Below are 19,572 nucleotides of genomic sequence, written 5' to 3'. Positions count from 1 at the left end.
CGGTCGATCGCCACCCGCTGCCGGGGTCAATTAATTTCGGCCGCCTTAACAAATTCATTAAACTTTAAACAGTTGCAGAACACAACTGGAACAGATAGTGTTTGTTCTGGGTTTGTTTTTCGATTCTGGTTCACACCCTTCGTTCAATGCCTTGGGGGCCGCCATGCTGACACGCAAGCAACATGAACTGCTGATGTTCATTCATGAACGGCTCAAGGAAAGCGGCATTCCGCCTTCCTTCGACGAGATGAAGGAAGCCCTCGATCTCGCCTCCAAGTCAGGCATCCATCGCCTGATCACGGCACTGGAAGAGCGCGGCTTCATTCGCCGGCTGCCCAACCGGGCGCGCGCGCTGGAAGTGCTGCGGCTGCCGGATTCGATCGCGCCCGGCCTCAACGCGGCAAAGAAATTCTCGCCAAGCGTCATCCAGGGCAGCCTTGGTCAAGGCGGTCTTGGCCGCCAGATCAAGCCTGCGCCGTCGCGCTTGCCCGCGGCCGGCAATGATGATGATGCGGTTTCCGCCGTGTCGATCCCTGTGATGGGCCGCATCGCCGCCGGTGTGCCGATCGATGCCATCCAGCACCAGACGCATTCGATCTCGGTGCCGCCGGACATGATCATGGGTGGCGAGCATTACGCGCTTGAGGTCAAGGGCGACTCGATGATCGAGGCCGGCATCTTCGATGGCGACACGGTCATCATTCGCAACGCCGACACGGCGAGCCCGGGCGAGATCGTCGTGGCGCTGGTCGACGAGGAGGAAGCAACCCTGAAACGGTTCCGGCGCAAGGGCGCCTCGATTGCGCTTGAAGCCGCCAACCCGGCCTACGAGACGCGCATTTTCGGACCGGATAGGGTCAAGGTGCAAGGCAAGCTCGTCGGCCTGATCCGACGCTACTGAGCAGCGGCGGCCGGTTTTTCGGATTTTTGATAGGGCGGCAGCCCCCTCGCCTCACGCGAAAATTTTCGCTGCTCGTGCCAGGGCCGATATGGTCCGTCCACCGCGAAGCTGACGGTTGGCGGACTGGTCGCAGATTGGCGGTCGAAGAAGACGGCGGCGCTGCCCTTGCGGGCGAGCTGCTGTTTGGTGACGACAAGAACCAGCGGATTGTGGCAGGCATCATAGCCCGTCGCGTCATTGACGACGATCAGGTCGGCGAAACCGCAGGCTTTCCAGGTGTCCTTGCGGTCTTCGACATGCGCGATGATCGCACCCGAGGGGTGCCGGGCAAGACAGACACCATCCGTGCAATAGAACGGAGCTCCCGGCGGCAGATTGACGGCATCGGCAATGTCGAATTGCCCGTCCGCCCTGTCGAACATCTCCGGCACGACGATGGTTTCGGACACCAGCACGCGTTTCCAATTGTCGACGGTGAACTCGTTCGGGCGAGCCCGGCTGACCGCGAGTTCGCCGCCGCCGATCGGCAGCGCGACCAGCCGCGCATCTTCGGAGATCAGCACATCCGGGGTGCGCGTATCCGACACCGTCAACAAGCCGGCAAGCGCGAACGGCACTGCCGCGAGCCGCAGCCAGGTCGTCGCCATCGTCGCGATGACCAGGGCGATGGTCACCAGCAGCACGGATTGCTGAGAAATCAGCCCGACAGCATCGACCGGTGAGCGTTCCGATATCCACGCCGATATGGCGATCATCGCCGTCAGGCCCTTTCCCATCAGGTAAAGCGTCGGCGCATCCAATCCGAATGGCATCAGCAACGCGCTGGCAACAGCCAGGAACATCACGACCGACACGATCGGCATGACGGCCAGATTGGCGAACAGGCTGAGCGGTGACACACGCTGGAAATGCCAGATAGCAAACAGCGCCGTGGCGCAGCCGGCAATGATGGAGGTCATTGCCAATCCGCCGGTCGCCAGCAGGAATTTTCGCGTGAGAAAACCCGGCAGGGATCGCTTTGGCGGTGGCGGTCTTGCCTTTCCCGCATGGTGATCAGCCCACCCGGCATAGGCGCCGACCAGCGCCGCGGTCGCGGCGAACGACATCTGGAAGCTTGGGCCGACGACCTCGTGCGGCGACACCAGAATAACGGCGATCGCCGAGATCGCCAGATTGCGCATGGTCAGCGCCGCGCGATCGAACAGGACGGCAACCAGCATCACCGCCAGCATGATGAAGCTGCGCTCGGCGGCAACGACGACACCGGAGATGACGAGATAGGCGGCAATCGAGAACAGGGCGGCGGCAGCCGCGTATTTCTTCACCGGCCGGCGCGCGGAAAAATCTGGAAACAGCGCGAAGGCACCACGCAGCAGCCCCATGATGGTACCGGCGACCAGCGCCATATGCAGCCCGGAAATGGAGATGATGTGATAAATGCCGGTGCGCCGCATCGCTTCGTTGATTTCATCGGGAATACCGGCCCGCACGCCGACGATCAGCGCTGCTGCGATCTCCCCTTCGGCGCCGCCGACCGTGGCCCTGATATGGTCGGCTATGGCTTCACGGGCATTTTCTATTCCTGAGAAAAGCCGGGCCGAAAGCGGCATCTCGTCGTCCGCGGAGACAAGCTTTGGATTGCCGAGAAAGAAGCCGCTGCCGCCAATGCCGGCGAAATAGCTGTCGAAGGAGAAATCGTAGCTGTCCGGCCGCACCGGGCCGGTCGGAGGCAACAGTTTGGCGTAGCCGGTGACCAGGGAGCCGGCGGTCATTTCCGCTGGGATGTTGCGCGCCGAAAGCCTTACCCTTTCCGGCGCATAGCGCAGTTTCGGCCGGGCGGTCGACGTCACGTCGATGGTCAGCCGGATGCGGCCGGTCTCCATCCGGTCGAGCGACACGACGCGGCCGGTCACTTGCGTCGAGATTTCCGAACCCAGCATCTGGGTGCCCGCCCGCCATGTCTCGACCTTGGCGGCAAGCAGGCCAAGCGCACACAGCAATGCCGCCATGAAGCCCAGATGGGTTTTCGGCCAGGAGCGCGAAACAAGCGCACAGACCGCCATCAGCACGACGACCGCGACGGGCTTTGCAAAATCAGGCTCCGCCGCGAGCGAATAGTAGCCGACCGCACCAGTGGCCAGACATACCGGCACCAGTAGGAAGGCGATGCCCCGGTCAAGCTCGAGCTCGGCTGCGGTCGCCGCACTATGGCGCAGGCGAGGCCAGGAAACCCGGCCGAGTTGCCGCCGCACGCGCACAATCCGGCCCGAAGCAGCGGACGGAAGTGACGCCGGGATATCCGCCTGTGGCGGCTGGCTGCCGGGTGCAGGCACAAGAGGCGACGGCAGTGGGGTCGCCAAGGGGGCTGCAAACAGGGACCGTTCGCTGACGCCAGCACCAGCGTCCTCGCCCTGTTCCGAACCCCGGCCTCGTCCAGCCATCGGGTCTGCCCCTTGCACCCCTGACGCCCTATGCTACATGAACGCGCGACGCGCGAAAGTCCGCGCAGCCGCACCCCGCTTCAGATGGTTTCCGAGAGCTTCATGTCCGACAAGGTCGTAACCCGTTTTGCCCCCTCGCCCACCGGCTATCTACACATCGGCGGCGCGCGCACGGCGCTGTTCAACTGGCTCTATGCCAAACACACAGGCGGCACGATGCTGCTGCGCATCGAGGACACCGATCGCGAGCGTTCGACCGCCGCCGCGACGGCCGCTATCCTGGACGGCCTCACCTGGCTCGGCTTGACCTGGGACGGCGACGCGGTCTCGCAATTCGAGCGCGCGCCGCGCCACCGCGAGGTCGCGGAGGAACTCGTGCGTCTGGGCAAGGCCTATTACAGCTATGAAACGCCGGCCGAGCTGGAGGCGATGCGCGAGGCAGCGCGGGCCAAGGGCCTGCCGCCGCGCTACAATGGCCAGTGGCGCGACCGCGGCCCCTCGGAGGCGCCTGCGGGCGTCAAGGGCGCCATCCGCATCAAGGCGCCGACCGAAGGCGAAACGATCGTCCATGACCGTGTCCAGGGCGAAGTGCGCTTCCCCAACAAGGATCTCGACGACTTCATCATCCTGCGTTCGGACGGCAACCCGACCTACATGCATGCCGTCGTCGTCGACGACCACGACATGGGTGTCACGCACATCATCCGCGGCGACGACCACCTGACCAATGCCGCACGCCAGACCGTCATCTACAACGCCATGGGCTGGGACGTGCCGTCTATGTCGCACATCCCGCTGATCCATGGCGCCGACGGCGCCAAGCTGTCGAAGCGCCATGGCGCGCTCGGCGTCGAGGCCTATCGCGCCATGGGCTACCTGCCGGAGGCGCTGCTCAATTACCTGGCGCGTCTGGGCTGGAGTCATGGCGACGACGAGATCATGTCGATCAGGGACATGATCACCTGGTTCGATATTGGCGACGTCAACAAGGGCGCTGCTCGCTTCGACTTCGCAAAGCTGGAAGCGATCAACGGCGCGCACATGCGCCGCATGGCCGACGCGGAGCTGCTCGACATCTTCATCGCCACTCTGCCCTATCTCGAAGGCGGTCCGGCGATGGCCGCGCGCCTCAACGAACACAACAAGGCGCAGCTGCTGGCGGCCCTTCCGGGCCTGAAGGAGCGCGCCAAGACGCTGGTCGAACTCGTCGATGGCGCGGCCTATCTGTTCGCCACGCGACCGCTGCGGGTCGACGAGAAGGCGGCGCTTCTGCTCAATGACGATGCCCGCAAGATCCTGCGTGGCGCTCACGAAGCCTTGAACGCGCTTCCAGGCGACTGGACGGCTGCCGCTGCAGAGGCCGCGGTCCGCGACTATGCGCTCGCCGGTGGCCACAAGCTTGGCGCCGTGGCCCAACCGTTGCGGGCCGCGCTGACCGGCAAAAGCACCTCGCCAGGCGTGTTCGACGTGCTTGCCGTGCTTGGGCGCGAGGAAAGCCTGGCGCGCATAGCGGATCAAATCGATTAGGAGCAAACTGGCCCAAGAAGATTGGCATTGAAAGGCGCGTTTCGCAGTGCAACATTAGGCCTTGGCCCAATCTGGCACGCACCTCCTAAAATGCGGTGGCGAATACGCGCATTGCGGTGATTTCGACGTGTCGCTCTGCAGAATTTGCCTTTGCCGGCATGAGGAAACAACAAGGAGTTTGCAATGACCGAAGCTGCGAAAAAACTGGATGTGGGCGGCGCGAACCAAGAGGCTACCGCAACGCTTCAATTCGCCGGCAAGACCCATGAATTCAAGGTGCGAAGCGGCTCCGTCGGACCCGACGTCATCGACATCGCCTCGCTCTACAGCACGACCGGCGCCTTCACCTACGACCCTGGCTTCACCTCGACCGCAAGCTGCGAATCCGAGATCACCTTCATCGACGGCGACGCGGGTATTCTCCTCCACCGCGGCTATCCGATCGATCAGCTCGCCGAACACGGCGACTTCCTCGAAGTCTGCTATCTCCTGCTCTATGGTGAACTGCCGACCAAGGCGCAGAAGGACGATTTCGATTACCGCGTGACGCGCCACACCATGGTGCACGAGCAGATGTCGCGCTTCTTCACCGGCTTCCGCCGCGACGCGCACCCCATGGCGGTGATGTGCGGCGTGGTTGGCGCGCTGTCGGCCTTCTATCACGACTCCACCGACATCTCGGACCCCTACCAGCGCATGGTCGCCTCCATGCGGCTGATCGCCAAGATGCCGACGATCGCGGCCATGGCCTACAAGTACCACATCGGCCAGCCCTTCATTTACCCGAAGAACGATCTCGGCTTCGCGGCAAACTTCCTGCATATGTGCTTCGCCGTGCCGTGCGAGGAATACAAGATCAACCCGGTGCTGGCGCGCGCCATGGAGCGCATCTTCATCCTGCACGCCGATCACGAGCAGAATGCCTCGACCTCGACGGTTCGCCTCGCCGGCTCGTCGGGCGCCAACCCGTTCGCCTGCATCGCAGCCGGCATCGCTTGCCTTTGGGGCCCGGCCCATGGCGGCGCCAATGAAGCGGCGCTCAACATGCTGGGCGAAATCGGCCATGTCGATCACATCCCGGAATTCATCGCCCGCGCCAAGGACAAGAACGACCCGTTCCGGCTGATGGGTTTTGGCCACCGCGTCTACAAGAACTACGATCCTCGTGCGAAAATCATGCAGAAGACGGCGCACGAGGTCCTGGGCGAACTCGGCATCAAGGACGACCCGTTGCTCGACATCGCCATGGAACTGGAGAAGATCGCGCTGACCGATCCCTATTTCATCGAGAAGAAGCTCTACCCGAATGTCGACTTCTATTCCGGCATCACGCTGAAGGCGCTAGGCTTCCCCACCACCATGTTCACCGTGCTGTTCGCGGTCGCCCGCACCGTCGGCTGGATCGCCCAGTGGAAGGAGATGATCGAGGATCCGCGCCAGAAGATCGGCCGCCCGCGCCAGCTCTACACCGGCGCGCCGGAGCGCGACTACGTGCCGATCGCCAAGCGCTGACCGAAGCTGTCTTGATTGTAAAAAGGCGCCCCTCAGGGCGCCTTTTTTATTTGGCGTAGCACCACGCCCGCCGCGATCTCGCCCGACGGCTTGTCTGTCGCCATGCGCCGCGCGATCTCGACAAAGCCGGCTTTCTGCCAGGCGCGCATGCCGCTGTCGGCGAACAATGCTTCCAGCTGGCGAGCCAGATTGTTGGGCTTGACGTACTCGTTGTAGAACTCCGGGATGAGTGCGCGATCCGCGATCAGATTGGGCAGCAGCGCCGACCAGACCGAAACAAGATACGGCGCAACGGCACGGGCGACCGGATCGAGCCTGTAGGACGACACCATCGGCACACCAGCCAAAGCCAGTTCCAGCGATACGGTTCCCGATGCGATCAGCGCGGCATCGGCCTTGCCGAAAGCCTGCCATTTGCGCTGGGGATCCACGATGATTTCGGGTTTTTCGTCCCAACGATTGACCGAGGATTTGACGAGGTCGGCGACATGCGGAACCGTCGGCAGCAGCAGCCGCAGGCGATGCCCGCGCGCGCGCAGCATCGACACGGTCTCGCCGAACGTGTCGACCAGCCGCCGCACCTCGCCGCGCCGTGAACCCGGCAGGACAAGCAATGTCTTGATGCGGTCCTGGGCAAGGTCGCGTGGCAAGGCCTGCGCCTTCTGAGCGGCAAGCACACCTGCGTCATGCGTCAGGCGATGGCCCACATAGGTGCCCGGTGGGCCGCCCAGCCGTTCGAGTTCCTTCACCTCGAACGGCAGGATGCACAGGATATGGTCGACATAGGGCTTCATCGCCACCGCCCTGCCCGGGCGCCAGGCCCAGACGCTCGGGCAGACATAATGGATGATCGGTATCGACGGATTGGCCGCCCGCACCTTCCTGGCGACGCGCAAGGAAAAGTCCGGACTGTCTATGGTGATCAGGCAGTCCGGCTTTTCCTCGGCGATGGTTTTGGCGAGTTGGCCGATCCGCCTGATGAGGCGCGGCAGGTCTCGCAGGACTGCACTGAAACCCATCAGCGCGATCTCGCCTGCATCGAAGGGCGACACCAGACCCAATTCTTCGAGATGCCGGCCTCCGAGGCCGACGAGCCGCACGTCGCGGCCTGTTATCTGCCGGAGCGAACGCACGATGTCGGCGCCAAGCAGATCGCCCGATTCCTCCCCCGCGACGATCGCGATCTTCAACGCCCTGTCAGCCATGCCCAGGCTCCGCTGCGGCCAGGCCGACGATGAACAGGCCAAGTTCATTGGCGCGCGACAGGGTTGCGGGGCCTTCGAGGATCAGTGAGCGCCCCGCCTCGACCGCAATGCCTGCAAGCCCCGCCGCATGCGCCGCTTCGACCGTCTGCGGTCCCATCGAAGGAAGATCTGCGCGCAGCTCCTGGCCAGGCTTGGCGCATTTGACCAGGACGCCGCGCGTCTTGCCGGCGATACGGCCATGGCCGCGCAGCAGCTTCGCGCGGTCGAGCAATCCGGCCGTGCCCTCGATGCCCTCGAGCGCGATGACCCGGCCGCCGACAGCGATCGCCGCCTGGCCGATATCCAGCGCCCCGATGGCCTTCGCCGCCGCAAAGCCTGCCTCGATGTCGCGCCGATCCGATTTCTGTGGCACGGCTTTCGTCAAGACCCCTTCGGCGGCGACCAGGTTCGGCACGATTTCGTGGGCGCCCACGACCTTTATCCCTCGGGCCTCGAGACCGCGCGCCACCACCTTCAACAAGCCATCGTCGCCACGCGCCAGCGCCATGACGACAATTGGTATCACCGCCAGCAGGCTGAGGCTCGGGTGCAGATGGGTCAGCCTTGGCCGGCGCTTGATCTCGCCGGCCAGCACCAGATGGGTAATCCGGTGGCGTTTGAGCAGTGGAACAAGCGAACCGATCGCCTCCAGGGCAAGCGTCTCATGCTCATAGCGGCACAATTCCGACAGACGGTCGGCCTCGCCTTCCATGAGGACGATGAAGGGCGGATAACCCTGCTCGGCCGAACCGGCCGCGACTTCGACCGGAAGACTGCCGCCGCCGGCAATGATGCCGACCCTGGCATCTGGCGGGAGATCAAGACCGGCAGAAGCGGTCTCAGTCTTCATCATCGGTATCGTCGCCATCGCCACCCCTGAGCGATGGCACCGCATAGTGCCGCTTGCCGCGGCTGCTGATGAAGTCGATGATCTTCATGGCGGTCGGCGAAGAGGCGAACTCGGCCTTGGCGAATTCGATGTTCTCGCCGACGGTGCGGGAGCGGTCGAAAATCGTCCTGTAGGCTTTGCGCAACAGATAGATTTCGGAACGCGGCAGACCGGCACGCTTCAGTCCGATAATGTTCAATCCGCGCAGGCTGGCGCGGTTGCCGACGGCAATGGCATAGGGAATGACGTCGCCAACGAAAGCCGAGCATCCGCCAAGAAAGGCGTTGTCGCCGACACGCACGAATTGATGAACGGCGCTGAGGCCGCCGATATAGACATTGTCGCCGATCTCGCAGTGGCCGCCCAGCGTCGCGCCATTGGCGAAGGTGGCATTCTTGCCAACGACGCAATCATGGGCGATGTGGGCGTAGGCAAGGAAATTGCCATTGTCGCCCACTGTCGTTTCGCCGCGGCTGGTGTCGGTGCCGACATGCATGGTGACGCCTTCGCGGATGGTGCAGTTGGCGCCGATGACCAGCGTCGTGCGGCCGCCCTTGTGCTTGGTGTTCTGCGGCGGCGCGCCCAATGTCGCCATCGGATAGACCTTGGTCGAGGCGCCGATTGTGGTCGCGCCCATGACCGAGACATGACTGACCAGTTCGACACCATCGGCGATCACGGCATCGGCGCTGACATGGCAGAACGGCCCTATGCGCACACCCTGGCCGATTTGAGCGCCCTCTTCCACGACGGAGGAAGGATGGATTGAAGTCTCGATTTTCATAAGCACTCGATCGTCAGTCGCCGGTGACCATCATGGCTGAAATCTCGGCCTCGGCCGCCTTGGTGCCATCGACCAGGGCTTCGCAGGCGAATTTGAGCAGGTTGCCGCGCTTCTTGATTTTCTTGACGTGAATCTTCAACTGGTCGCCGGGAACGACCGGTTTGCGGAACTTGGCGTTGTCGATGGTCAGGAAATAGACCAGCGACGGCTTCGACGCTCCAAGGCTGCGGATGCAGATGGCGCCCGCCGTCTGCGCCATGGCCTCGACGATCAGCACGCCCGGCATTACCGGCTGCTCCGGGAAATGCCCCTGAAAATGCGGCTCGTTGATGGTGACGTTCTTGATGCCGACGGCGGAATCGTCGCCATCGATGTCGACGATGCGGTCGATCATCAGGAAGGGATAGCGGTGCGGCAGGAGCTTCATCAGCCCCATTATGTCGACCGCTTCCAGCGTCGTCGCCGCCACCATATCAGCCATTGTCCTTGCCTTGCTTGCGTGCCCTGGCCATCGTGCGCAACATGGCTATCTCCCGCATGGCTTCCGCCATCGGCTGTGCCGGATAACCGCCCCATATCTCGCCGGCGGGAACATTGCTCATAAATCCACTTCTGGCGGCAAGCTTGGCTCCTGAGCCGATGGTCAAGTGATCCGCAAGCCCGACGCCGCCGCCCATTGTAACGTTGTCACCCACGACCACGGAACCGGAAATACCCGAAAGCCCGGCCACTATGCAATTGCGGCCGATGCGGACGTTATGGGCGATCTGCACGAGATTGTCGATCTTGGTGCCCTGACCGATGATCGTATCGGACATGGCGCCGCGATCGACGGTGGAATTGGAGCCGATCTCGACATCGTCCTGGATGACCACCCGTCCGATCTGGGGAACGCGTTCCGGGCCCTTGGCGCCGCCGACAAAGCCGAAGCCGTCCTGGCCGATCCTGGCGCCGCCATGGATGATGACCCGATTGCCGATCAGCGCATATTGGATGCTGGCGCCCGGGCCGACATAGCCGTCACGGCCGATCTGGCAGGACTGTCCGATGACCGCGTTTGGCGCGATGACGGTGCCCTTGCCGATCGAGACGCCTGGCCCGATGACCACGCCGGCCTCAATGATGGCGCCGGCCTCGACATGCGCTGTCGGATCGATATGGGCATGCGGTGAAACACCGGTTTCACCGGTCATTGGACCCGGCGTCGCGGCTGTCGGAAACAGCAATCGGCCGACCAGCGCGAATGCCTGTTGCGGACGCGGATGGATCAAAACGGCGACGCTGGACGGCGCCTTGTTGGCGAATTCCGCCGGACACAGCACCGCGGCCGCCCGCAATGACGGCATCAGCGTGGAATTACGCCTGCCATCGACGAAGACGAGCGCATTGGCACCGCCTTCGTGGGCCGGCGCCAGCGCCTCGATCGAAACGTCGGATTGGCCGGAATCGACAAGCACCGAGCCGGTCAGATTCGCGACTTCGGCCGCCGTATACCGGCGTGATGGCGCGAAGAACACCGGATCGGTCATTCCAGAAGCTATATCCAGCTAGGTCGGAACATTTCTCCCGGATCCAAAAAATCCGGGAGCATCGTTGGCCGCCGATCAGAAGCGGGTCGATATGCCGAAGTTAAATTCCTGCACGTCGTCGCTCGCTTCCTTCTTGACCGGGATCGCATAGTCGATACGGATCGGACCGAACGGCGAGGCCCACATCAGGCCGACACCGACTGAGGCGCGCACTTGCATGCCGGTCGACGACTGATCGACCAGCGACTGATTGGCGATCTTGTTGCCGTAGAGCGTCGCCGCGTCGGCGAACACCGCACCACGCAGGCCGAAGCTCTCGGGAACGACCGGCAGCGGGAACTGGGCTTCGGCCGAAGCGTTGAAATACGTCGTGCCGCCGAGATGGTCGCCGCTGGTGCCGGAAGCAACCGGGCCGATGCCGCCATAGGCAAAACCGCGGATCATGCGGTCGGTGCTCTGGAAATGGTCGAAGATGCGCAGGTCGCCGTCGTTGCCGTAACCCTCGACATGCCCGGCGCCGCCCGAAACGAGGCCGACAAGGTCAAGCTGCTCGGACAGCGTCTGGTAGATGCTGCCGCGTCCGGTGATCTTCACGAACTTGGCATCGCCGCCGAGACCCGCGACCTCCACGGTCGTGTTGGCATAGATACCCTCATGCGGGTTCTTCATGTCGTCGATGGTGTTGTACACCAAACCGAGGCTGACAGACGACTTGATCCACGGGCTTTCCGCGATGCCATCCAGGATGGCCTGGGAAATGTTGCAGGTGCCTTGCGGAACTGCATCCGTGGGATTGCAACCTTTGTCGACCTTATACTTCTCCTGAGAGATATTGTACGCCAACTGGGTCGTGATGCTGTTGGTGATCGGCAGGCCGAAGCGCACCGTCGCGCCCATGGTGTCGCTGTCGTAGTTGTTGTTGTATTGCCTCGTCGACTTGTAGATGTCGAAGCCGGCGGCGATGCGCCGTCCGAGGAAATACGGCTCGGTGAACGAGACGGCGTAGTCACGCGAATTCTTGCCGCCGCCCGCCGACAGCTTGATGAACTGGCCGCGGCCGAGGAAGTTGCGCTCGGTGATCGAGCCTTCGACGGACGGGCCTGCGGAGTCACCACCGGTCGAATAGCCGGCGCCAACGGAGAATTCACCCGTCGACTTCTCGACCACGTCGACCACCAGCACGACCTGGTCGGGCTGCGAGCCGGGCACTGTCGAGATTTCGACTTTGTCAAAATAATTCAGGTCTTCCAGGCGCTTCTTAGCGCGCTGGATGAGCACCTGGTTGAACGCGTCGCCTTCGCTGACATCGAACTCGCGGCGGATGACATAGTCACGCGTACGGTCGTTGCCGCGAATCTCGATGCGCTCGATATAGGCCTTGGTGCCCTGGTCGACCGTATAGACCACCGAAATCGTATGGTTCTCGAAATTGCGGTCACCGCGCGGCGTCACCTGCGCGAAGGCATAGCCTGAACCGGCCACCTTCTCGGTGAGAGCGATGATGGAGTCCTCGACATCCTTGGCGTTGTAGACATCGCCCTTGTGCGTCTCGACCACCGATTCCAGCGACTTGGAGTCGACTTCCGGGATCGTGCTTTCGACGCTGATATCGCCAAAATTGTAGCGCTCGCCTTCCTGCACGGTGATGGTGACCGTGTATTTGTTCGTCGCATTGTCGAGTTCGCCGACGGCGGAGACGACCTGGAAATCGGCATAGCCATGATTGTAGTAGAAGCGGCGCAGCAACTCCTGGTCGGCGCGCAGCTTGTCCTCGTCATAGACGTCATCGCGCAGGATGAACGACACCCAGGACGAACGCTTGGTGTTGATCACGTCCGACAGACGGCGGCTCGAATAGGCGCTGTTGCCGACGAAATTGATCGCCGCGATCTGCGTACGATCGCCTTCCGTGATGTGGAACACCACGTTCACGCGGTTGTCGCCGAGTTCCATGACCTGCGTGGTCACGCCAGCATCGTCGCGACCGATGCGCCTGTAAGCGGCCTTGACCGCCTCGACGTCGGAATCGAGCGTCGCCTGCGAGAACGTGCCACGCGGCTTCAGCTGAACCGCAGCCTCAAGCGCGTTGTCCTTGAGCTTCTTGTTACCCTGGAACAGCACCTGGTTGACGACCTTGTATTCGGCGACCTTGACTACCAGCGTCGAGCCGACCTGGTTGATCTGGACGTCCGAGAACAGGCCGGTGCCGAACAGCGCCTTGACGGCTGCGTCGACATCGGAACTGGAAAAGGCCTTGCCCGGCTTGATGGTGATGTAATTGCGGATGGTATCGGCGTCGACACGCTGGTTGCCGCTCACCTCCACCCTGCTGACGACAGCGGCTTCAGCCGCCGATGTGGCAACGAATTGTACTGCGAGCGCACCTGGCACGACCAGAGCGGCGGACAGTGCCGCCGCTGACGCGGCGCTCAGAAACTTGGATGCTGCCTTCATCGGGCTTAATAACCTTTTCTCGTAGTCCCCACGGCGAGAAAACCGGACGTGCGGTAATTTCCCCTACCGTATTAACCGGATTTTCCCTACACGCAAGGCTTCTGGTTAATTTGTATTTACTTAACCCTGGTGCGTGGCTTTCGCGTCACTCATATCCCCGTGCATGGTAAACGGCGTCTCAACATCGACCATGCCAAAGCCAAATTTCTTCATGATTTCAGCATCCAAACAGATCGTTCCAGAACACGAAACCCATGAAGCACAAGACCAGAAGCAGACCGGCCCGATAGGCCATTTCCATCATCCGTTCCGACACCGGCCGGCGAATGACGGCCTCCACCCCGTAGAACAACAGATGGCCGCCGTCGAGGGGGGGAATCGGCAAAAGGTTTAGAATACCTATGCCGACGGAGAGCAGCGCGACGAGCTGCACCAGCCATTCGAAACCGAGTTTCGCTGCCTTGCCGGCCATGTCCGCGATCTTGACGGGACCGCCCAATTGGCACTTGTCCTCGCGCCCGACGGCGAAACGCTGCAGGAACTGGCCGGTGCGCTCGATGACGTGGCCTGTTTCCTCGACTGCCGCCGCAACCGCCCCGACCGGTGTGTAGGTGACGAGACGCGGCTGACCGAGTTCCTTGTTGTTGACGACGCCGATCACGGCGACCTTGACCTTGTTGCCGAGCGCGTCCTGCTGCTCCATCAACCGCGGCGTCGCGGTGACCGTGACTTCCTTGCCGTCGCGCAGCATGACAAAGGTGATGGTATCGCCGGCGCGGCCCGAGACCAGCCGCTGCACATCGCCAAAGGTTTCGACCTTGCTGCCGTCGACACTGACGAATCGGTCACCTGGCTGGATGCCGGCCTTTGCCGCCGGACTGTCTGCCGTGACTTCCGCCACCATGGGCTCTGCGACATAACGCCCATAGGACGCAAACAGCACGGAAAAGACGACGATCGCCAGCAGGAAATTGAACAGGGGGCCGGCCACCACGGTCGCCGCGCGCTTCCAGATGGCCTGTGTGTGGAAGGCGACCTTGCGCTCCTCATCGGTCAGCGTTTCGAGCTCTTCCGACGTGGGCTGGCTGGAGGTGGCGTTCATGTCGCCGACAAATTTGACATAGCCGCCAAGCGGTATGGCGCAAAGCTTCCAGCGCGTGCCATGCCGGTCGTTGAAGCCGATGAGTTCGGGACCGAAGCCGATCGAGAAGGCCCTGACCCCGATGCCGCACCAGCGGCCGACGAGGTAGTGGCCCATCTCGTGGACGAACACCACCACGGTCAGCACGAACAGAAACGGCACGAGCGTGCCGAGAAACAAGCCTTCCGTGCTGAAAATCGCGTGAAGAATTCCGTTCAATTCATGCCCTCAAATTCTTCCGCTGTCGCCGTGACTGTGACATCAATCCAGGCGAATCCAAGGCACGCCCGCTCCAGATCGTGAAACGACACCGTTCAAATCGGAAACAGCCCCTGCGCCGGATGATCGGCGCCCGCCGAAATCCAGCCAATGACGTATAGGGCGAGAGCCGCCGCGACAAGCCCGTCGACACGGTCCATGACGCCGCCGTGGCCCGGAATGAGCACGCCCGAATCCTTGCGGCCATGCCGCCGTTTGACCCAGGATTCGAACAGGTCTCCAGCCTGGGCCACAATCGAAAGCGCAAGCGCCACAAGGCCAAGCAAGGCCAGATTGCCGGCACCGGCGGCGGCTGCCAGCATAACCCCGGCGACAACGCCGCCGACAGCGCCGCCGAGCGCACCGCTGCGCGTCTTGCCGGGCGAGATCGACGGCGCCAGTTTAGGACCACCGACGGTGCGTCCGACGAAGTAGGCAAAAATGTCCGTCGCCCAGACGACCGCGAACAGGAACAGGATGGCGACAAGGCCCGAATGGTCGCCATCACGCAGCAGGGCAAGCGACAGGCCGGACACGCTGGCATAGGCAAGACCGCTCGCTTCCCACTGCCCGGTCTTGCGAACCAGGGCGGCAATCGCCGTAACGGCGATCAGAATCACGACGAGCAGCAGCAGCCATGATGCGGCAAGCCCGGCAATCAAGGCGCCGATGAAAACCATGACCAGCGCCTCGGGCAGGAATCCGAGCCCTTTGGCTGCGGCTGGCCGCGCCATGCGTGTCCACTCGTAGAAGATCATCGCCGACATGGCCGCGCACAGCAGGCGGAAGGGCAAGCCGCCAAGCCAGGTCAGGCCAAGGGCGATGACGGCAAGCACGACCGCTGAAATGACGCGGAGCTGAAGGTTGCTCATCCGGCGGCCGGTCGCGAAGCGACGCCTTGCGGGTCCAATCCACCGAAACGGCGCTCGCGGCCGGCAAATTCGCGCAACGCCTCGGCTAGGTGTTCGCGGCTGAAGTCAGGCCAATAGCAAGGCAGGAAGACGAGCTCGCTGTAGGCGGCCTGCCACAAGAGGAAGTTGGACAGGCGAAGCTCGCCGCTGGTGCGTATGACCAGTTCCGGATCGGGAATGCCTTGCGTGTCGAGACAGCCGGCAAAGCTTTCCGCGGTGATCGATTCGGCGTCGATTTCGCCGCGCGCCGCGGCCGAGGCAAGCTTGCGCGCCGTGCGGACGATCTCGTCGCGCCCGCCATAGTTGAAGGCGATCACCAGCGTCAGAGACTGATTACGGGCGGTCAGCGATTCGGCCTCTTCGAGCAACCCGCGGATGTCGGCCTGCAGCCCTGCCCTGTCGCCGATGATCCTCACCCGCACGCCGCTCTGGTGCAGCTCCGCGAGGTCGCGGCGGATAAACAGCTTCAACAGCCCCATTAGGTCGCTGACCTCGGACTTCGGCCGCGACCAGTTCTCCGACGAGAAAGCATAGACGGTCAGGAAGGAGATGCCGAGATCGGGCGCCGCGCGCACGGTCTTGCGCAGCGCCTCGACGCCGGCGCGATGACCGGCAAGCCTCGGCATGCCGCGCGCCTTGGCCCAGCGTCCATTTCCATCCATGATGATCGCGACATGCGCGGGCGTTGTCATGATCTCGCTTTCGGGTCAGCCGGCGGCCAACCCTAAACCTGCATGATTTCAGCTTCCTTGTCGGAAAGCAGATGATCGATGGTGCTGATCGTTTCGTCTGTAAGCTTCTGGACCTGGTCTGAACGCTTGCGCTGATCATCCTCGCTGATGACGCCGTCCTTCTCGGCCTTCTTCAGGAAATCCATGCCGTCGCGGCGCACGTGGCGCGCGGCGACACGGGCATTCTCGGCATAACCATGCGAGATCTTGACCAGTTCCTTGCGGCGCTGCTCGTTGAGCTCCGGCAGCGGAATCCTCAGATTGGTGCCGTCGACGATCGGGTTGAAGCCCAGATTGGATTCGCGGATGGCGCGGTCGACGGCGCCAACCATCGACTTGTCCCAGATCGACACCGAGATCATGCGCGGCTCCGGCACCGTGACGTTGGCCACCTGGTTGATCGGCATGGTGGTGCCGTAGGCCTGCACCTGGATGGCATCGAGCAGATTGCTGGAGGCGCGGCCGGTCCGCAGCGAAGCCAGGTCATGCTTGAACGCGGCGATTGCCCCATCCATGCGCCGCTTGAGATCGTCGTACTCACCACTCATCTTAGTCTCCTCGACCCGTCTGCCGCGGGTTCACTGCCTCGGGGCAAGGCCCCGTTCGAGCCTGATTTTCGAAAAGCCGGTTTCCCTTTCCAGGGATCAGGCCCGGATCAATCGTCCGCGACGACCGTGCAGCGGCCGCCACCCCTCAGAATATCGCCGAAACCACCTTTTTCGTGGATCGAATAGACGATTATCGGAATGTTGTTTTCGCGCGCAAGTGCAATCGCAGCCGTATCCATGATGGAAAGGCCACGATTTATGACTTCGGCATGGCTGATGCGCTCGAAACGCGTCGCATGCGGATCCTTTTTCGGGTCGGCCGAATAGACACCATCGACCTGCGTGCCCTTGAACAGCGCGTCGGCGCCGATTTCGGCGGCGCGCAGTGCCGCGGCCGAATCAGTGGTGAAGAACGGATTGCCGGTGCCGCCGGCAAAGATCACCACCTTGCCCTGGTTCATGTAGGCGGTGGCCTGGCGCTGCGAAAAGCTCTCGCACAGCTCGGGCATGGCGATCGCCGACAGCACTACGGCGTCGACGCCGATCTTGTTCAGCGAGGTGCGCAGCGCCAGCGAGTTGATGACCGTGGCAAGCATGCCCATGTGGTCGCCGGTAACGCGGTCTCCGCCCTTGGAGGCGACGGCCACGCCGCGAAAGATATTGCCGCCGCCGATGACGACGCCGACCTCGATGCCCAGCGCGCGGGCCTCGGCAATGTCGGCGGCGATGCGATCCACGACCGAGACGTCGATACCGAAATGCTGTTCGCCCATCAATGCTTCGCCCGACGCTTTCAGCAAGACACGTCGGTAGAGGGGCTTCACCGTCATCTGGTCCTCGTCATTTTTCATGTGGTCGCGCCTGGGCTGGCCGCCCTCGCACAGGCGCCGCGCCCGAACATTGGCGCGATGTCGAGTTCCGATACACGAAGGGCGCAGCGATGTCACGCGGCGCCCGCCCGGCAAATTGGTGGCAAGCTGCCGGATCGTTCAGTCGGTAGACACGCTGGCCGGCTCACCCTCGACAAGCACCGGCGATGCGTAGCCGGAGGGCTTGTCCCCGGTTGCAGCACCGCCGGTGACGCGCGCCTGTATCAACGGTCCGAAATAGGAATAGGGGAACGACGCTGGCGTTCGGCTGACCGCATCCAGCCGGTCGCGAAGCCCTGGCGGAATCTCGAAATCCAGCGCGCCAAGATTGTCCTTGATCTGGGCAAGCGTCGTCGCGCCGAGGATGACGGTGGCGATTCCAGGCTGCGTCGCCACCCAGTTGAGCGCGATCTGTGGCATGCTGCGGCCGAGTTCGGATGCGACCTTCTCGAGTTCGGCCACGATGGCCCAATTGCGCTCGGTGAACTTCTGGAAACCCGGATGAGTCGAATTGCGGAAACCGTCGAGCCGGCCGGCATTTCCGGCCTGGGCCGGACGATACTTGCCGCTGAGCAGCCCGCTGGCCAGCGGGCTCCAGACCATGATGCCGGCGCCATGGCGCGTGCCGAAAGGCACGAACTCGTTCTCGATCGAGCGCTCGGCCAGGGAGTATTCGAGCTGCAAGGCCGAAACCGGCTCATATCCGCGCAGCTCGGCGATTGCCTGCGCCCGCCCCGCATACCACGCCGGCACGTCGGACAGGCCGACATGGCGCACCTTGCCGATCCGCACCAGGTCGTCGAGCGTGCGCATGACCTCCTCGGCCGGCGTCAGCCTGTCCCACACGTGCATGAGATAGAGATCGATATAGTCGGTGCCCAGCCGCTTCAGCGAAGCATCCACCGCCCGCATGATGTTCTTGCGGCCGTTGCCGCCGGCATTCGGATTGCCCGGCTGCATGTTCATGCTGAACTTGCTGGCGATCACCGCGGTGTCACGCAAGCCCCGCTCGGCGATGAATTCGCCAAGCCAGGCTTCGGCCGTGCCGCCGGTGTAGAGGTCCGCCGTGTCGAAGAAATTGCCGCCCGCCTCGACATAGGCGTCGAACATCGCGCGGGCTGTGTCCCTGTCGGCTCCCCAGCCCCACTCCTTGCCGAAAGTCATGGTACCCAACGCGAGCCGGCTGACCCTGAGGCCGCTGTTGCCGAGCGTGTAATAGGTCATGGTCATGATCGTCTTCCAATGCCTGCCGATGAATGCCGTGGCGTCACTGGCCCGCCCTGTCAGTGCCCGGCGTTGCCTTGACCCAAGGGTTGCCGCGCTCATGCGTCATGTGGAACGCGAAGCCGTCGACCTTCCAGCCGGCGGCGGAGCGCGTCAGGTGATGCTCATAGGTGCCCCAGACTTCCCAAAGCGGGTCGCCATTGCCCTCCATCCGGTTCCAGGCATAGCCGTTCGAACGGACCGTCGCCGTGTCCGCCTCCAGAATGACCTGATGATTGGTGCGCAGATGCAGGCTCGTCTTGCTGCCCTTCAGGTTGCCGGCCCAAGCGCCGATCAGGTCGTCTGAGGCGATGTTGGCCGCCGGCTGTCCGGACAGGCTGCTGAAATCGGCGGTAACCCGATCCGCGAAATAGCTGCGCGCCAGTTTCCAGTCCTGCGCGTCGACGGCGCGGTCGATGGCATCGGCAATCCGGATGACCGCGCGTTCGTCCGCGAGCGCCTGCCAGCCGGAAGGTTCCGCCCCGCCGGCATCGATCGGCGCCAGCACCATGCCTGCCGCGAACGTTACATATTTCAACGCATTCATGTCTGTTCTCCTTGAAGCCACCA

Annotated in this window: 17 protein-coding genes; 3 read left to right on the top strand and 14 right to left on the bottom strand. The window is 63.0% G+C overall.

Annotated elements, in window-relative coordinates:
* Window positions 1–163 precede the first annotated feature (163 nt).
* Window positions 164–901, top strand: a complete 738-nt coding sequence (gene lexA / locus QQK95_RS03795; protein ID WP_032933442.1) for a transcriptional repressor LexA — start codon at window positions 164–166, stop codon at window positions 899–901.
* On the opposite strand, the gene QQK95_RS03790 is transcribed toward lexA, so the two are convergent.
* The gene (locus tag QQK95_RS03790; RefSeq protein WP_284269065.1) at window positions 895–3,342 is read right to left on the bottom strand and encodes a ComEC/Rec2 family competence protein; all 2,448 of its coding nucleotides are present in this window, start codon (window positions 3,340–3,342) and stop codon (window positions 895–897) included. The genes lexA and QQK95_RS03790 overlap by 7 nt on opposite strands.
* Before the next feature lie 102 nt (window positions 3,343–3,444).
* Here QQK95_RS03790 and gltX point away from each other — a divergent pair, with 102 nt between their 5' ends.
* Together gltX and gltA are read left to right on the top strand one after the other, a co-directional pair.
* Window positions 3,445–4,869, top strand: a complete 1,425-nt coding sequence (gene gltX, locus QQK95_RS03785) for a glutamate--tRNA ligase (protein WP_284269063.1) — start codon at window positions 3,445–3,447, stop codon at window positions 4,867–4,869.
* 183 nt (window positions 4,870–5,052) lie between these two features.
* On the top strand, window positions 5,053–6,381 hold the full coding sequence (gltA, locus tag QQK95_RS03780; RefSeq protein ID WP_019858188.1) for a citrate synthase: 1,329 nt from the start codon (window positions 5,053–5,055) through the stop codon (window positions 6,379–6,381).
* 32 nt (window positions 6,382–6,413) lie between these two features.
* Here the strand turns inward: gltA and lpxB are convergent, their stop codons facing one another.
* From lpxB to QQK95_RS03715, 13 genes are all read right to left on the bottom strand, one after another.
* Window positions 6,414–7,586, bottom strand: coding sequence for a lipid-A-disaccharide synthase (gene lpxB, locus QQK95_RS03775; protein WP_284269061.1), 1,173 nt, complete (start codon window positions 7,584–7,586; stop codon window positions 6,414–6,416).
* On the bottom strand, window positions 7,579–8,493 hold the full coding sequence (locus QQK95_RS03770) for an LpxI family protein (protein ID WP_284269060.1): 915 nt from the start codon (window positions 8,491–8,493) through the stop codon (window positions 7,579–7,581). Before QQK95_RS03770 ends, lpxB begins: the two co-directional genes overlap by 8 nt.
* Window positions 8,465–9,298 carry an acyl-ACP--UDP-N-acetylglucosamine O-acyltransferase gene (gene lpxA / locus QQK95_RS03765; RefSeq protein WP_284269059.1) on the bottom strand — a complete coding sequence of 278 codons (834 nt, stop codon included), beginning with the start codon at window positions 9,296–9,298 and terminating at the stop codon, window positions 8,465–8,467. The genes QQK95_RS03770 and lpxA overlap by 29 nt, the downstream gene beginning before the upstream one ends.
* A 13-nt stretch (window positions 9,299–9,311) precedes the next feature.
* Window positions 9,312–9,779, bottom strand: coding sequence for a 3-hydroxyacyl-ACP dehydratase FabZ (gene fabZ / locus QQK95_RS03760; RefSeq protein WP_258583665.1), 468 nt, complete (start codon window positions 9,777–9,779; stop codon window positions 9,312–9,314).
* Window positions 9,772–10,827: a UDP-3-O-(3-hydroxymyristoyl)glucosamine N-acyltransferase gene (gene lpxD, locus QQK95_RS03755; RefSeq protein WP_284269058.1), complete on the bottom strand. Its 1,056-nt coding sequence runs from the start codon at window positions 10,825–10,827 to the stop codon at window positions 9,772–9,774. Before lpxD ends, fabZ begins: the two co-directional genes overlap by 8 nt.
* 75 nt (window positions 10,828–10,902) lie before the next feature.
* Complete coding sequence (gene bamA / locus QQK95_RS03750) at window positions 10,903–13,281, bottom strand: outer membrane protein assembly factor BamA (protein WP_284269057.1); 2,379 nt, start codon at window positions 13,279–13,281, stop codon at window positions 10,903–10,905.
* A gap of 217 nt (window positions 13,282–13,498) precedes the next feature.
* Window positions 13,499–14,641: an RIP metalloprotease RseP gene (gene rseP / locus QQK95_RS03745; protein ID WP_284269056.1), complete on the bottom strand. Its 1,143-nt coding sequence runs from the start codon at window positions 14,639–14,641 to the stop codon at window positions 13,499–13,501.
* 95 nt (window positions 14,642–14,736) lie between these two features.
* Complete coding sequence (locus QQK95_RS03740) at window positions 14,737–15,552, bottom strand: phosphatidate cytidylyltransferase (RefSeq protein ID WP_284269055.1); 816 nt, start codon at window positions 15,550–15,552, stop codon at window positions 14,737–14,739.
* On the bottom strand, window positions 15,549–16,283 hold the full coding sequence (locus QQK95_RS03735) for an isoprenyl transferase (RefSeq protein ID WP_284269054.1): 735 nt from the start codon (window positions 16,281–16,283) through the stop codon (window positions 15,549–15,551). Before QQK95_RS03735 ends, QQK95_RS03740 begins: the two co-directional genes overlap by 4 nt.
* Window positions 16,284–16,315: 32 nt before the next feature.
* Entirely contained in the window at window positions 16,316–16,870 is a 555-nt protein-coding gene (gene frr, locus QQK95_RS03730) for a ribosome recycling factor (protein WP_010909550.1), read from the bottom strand.
* A 107-nt stretch (window positions 16,871–16,977) separates the two neighbouring features.
* Entirely contained in the window at window positions 16,978–17,700 is a 723-nt protein-coding gene (gene pyrH, locus QQK95_RS03725; RefSeq protein ID WP_027025102.1) for a UMP kinase, read from the bottom strand.
* A gap of 159 nt (window positions 17,701–17,859) precedes the next feature.
* The gene (locus tag QQK95_RS03720; RefSeq protein ID WP_284269053.1) at window positions 17,860–18,969 is read right to left on the bottom strand and encodes an aldo/keto reductase; all 1,110 of its coding nucleotides are present in this window, start codon (window positions 18,967–18,969) and stop codon (window positions 17,860–17,862) included.
* Window positions 18,970–19,006: 37 nt separating this feature from the next.
* The gene (locus QQK95_RS03715) at window positions 19,007–19,549 is read right to left on the bottom strand and encodes a nuclear transport factor 2 family protein (RefSeq protein WP_284269052.1); all 543 of its coding nucleotides are present in this window, start codon (window positions 19,547–19,549) and stop codon (window positions 19,007–19,009) included.
* Between the last annotated feature and the right edge of the window lie 23 nt (window positions 19,550–19,572).

This window comes from Mesorhizobium huakuii (assembly GCF_030160235.1).
In the GTDB taxonomy this organism is placed as follows: domain Bacteria; phylum Pseudomonadota; class Alphaproteobacteria; order Rhizobiales; family Rhizobiaceae; genus Mesorhizobium; species Mesorhizobium huakuii.
This window is presented reverse-complemented; position numbering and strand designations above follow the sequence as displayed.

What these genes read in the sequence shown, in the direction of transcription:
- frr (WP_010909550.1), bottom strand. Translation starts at nt 16,870, where the DNA reads ATGAGTGGTGAGTACGACGATCTCAAGCGGCGCATGGATGGGGCAATC.
- QQK95_RS03720 (WP_284269053.1), bottom strand. Translation starts at nt 18,969, where the DNA reads ATGACCATGACCTATTACACGCTCGGCAACAGCGGCCTCAGGGTCAGC.
- lexA (WP_032933442.1), top strand. Translation starts at nt 164, where the DNA reads ATGCTGACACGCAAGCAACATGAACTGCTGATGTTCATTCATGAACGG.
- bamA (WP_284269057.1), bottom strand. Translation starts at nt 13,281, where the DNA reads ATGAAGGCAGCATCCAAGTTTCTGAGCGCCGCGTCAGCGGCGGCACTG.
- fabZ (WP_258583665.1), bottom strand. Translation starts at nt 9,779, where the DNA reads ATGGCTGATATGGTGGCGGCGACGACGCTGGAAGCGGTCGACATAATG.
- QQK95_RS03790 (WP_284269065.1), bottom strand. Translation starts at nt 3,342, where the DNA reads ATGGCTGGACGAGGCCGGGGTTCGGAACAGGGCGAGGACGCTGGTGCT.
- lpxB (WP_284269061.1), bottom strand. Translation starts at nt 7,586, where the DNA reads ATGGCTGACAGGGCGTTGAAGATCGCGATCGTCGCGGGGGAGGAATCG.
- QQK95_RS03735 (WP_284269054.1), bottom strand. Translation starts at nt 16,283, where the DNA reads ATGACAACGCCCGCGCATGTCGCGATCATCATGGATGGAAATGGACGC.
- lpxD (WP_284269058.1), bottom strand. Translation starts at nt 10,827, where the DNA reads ATGACCGATCCGGTGTTCTTCGCGCCATCACGCCGGTATACGGCGGCC.
- gltX (WP_284269063.1), top strand. Translation starts at nt 3,445, where the DNA reads ATGTCCGACAAGGTCGTAACCCGTTTTGCCCCCTCGCCCACCGGCTAT.
- QQK95_RS03740 (WP_284269055.1), bottom strand. Translation starts at nt 15,552, where the DNA reads ATGAGCAACCTTCAGCTCCGCGTCATTTCAGCGGTCGTGCTTGCCGTC.
- QQK95_RS03715 (WP_284269052.1), bottom strand. Translation starts at nt 19,549, where the DNA reads ATGAATGCGTTGAAATATGTAACGTTCGCGGCAGGCATGGTGCTGGCG.
- QQK95_RS03770 (WP_284269060.1), bottom strand. Translation starts at nt 8,493, where the DNA reads ATGGCGACGATACCGATGATGAAGACTGAGACCGCTTCTGCCGGTCTT.
- gltA (WP_019858188.1), top strand. Translation starts at nt 5,053, where the DNA reads ATGACCGAAGCTGCGAAAAAACTGGATGTGGGCGGCGCGAACCAAGAG.
- lpxA (WP_284269059.1), bottom strand. Translation starts at nt 9,298, where the DNA reads ATGAAAATCGAGACTTCAATCCATCCTTCCTCCGTCGTGGAAGAGGGC.
- pyrH (WP_027025102.1), bottom strand. Translation starts at nt 17,700, where the DNA reads ATGACGGTGAAGCCCCTCTACCGACGTGTCTTGCTGAAAGCGTCGGGC.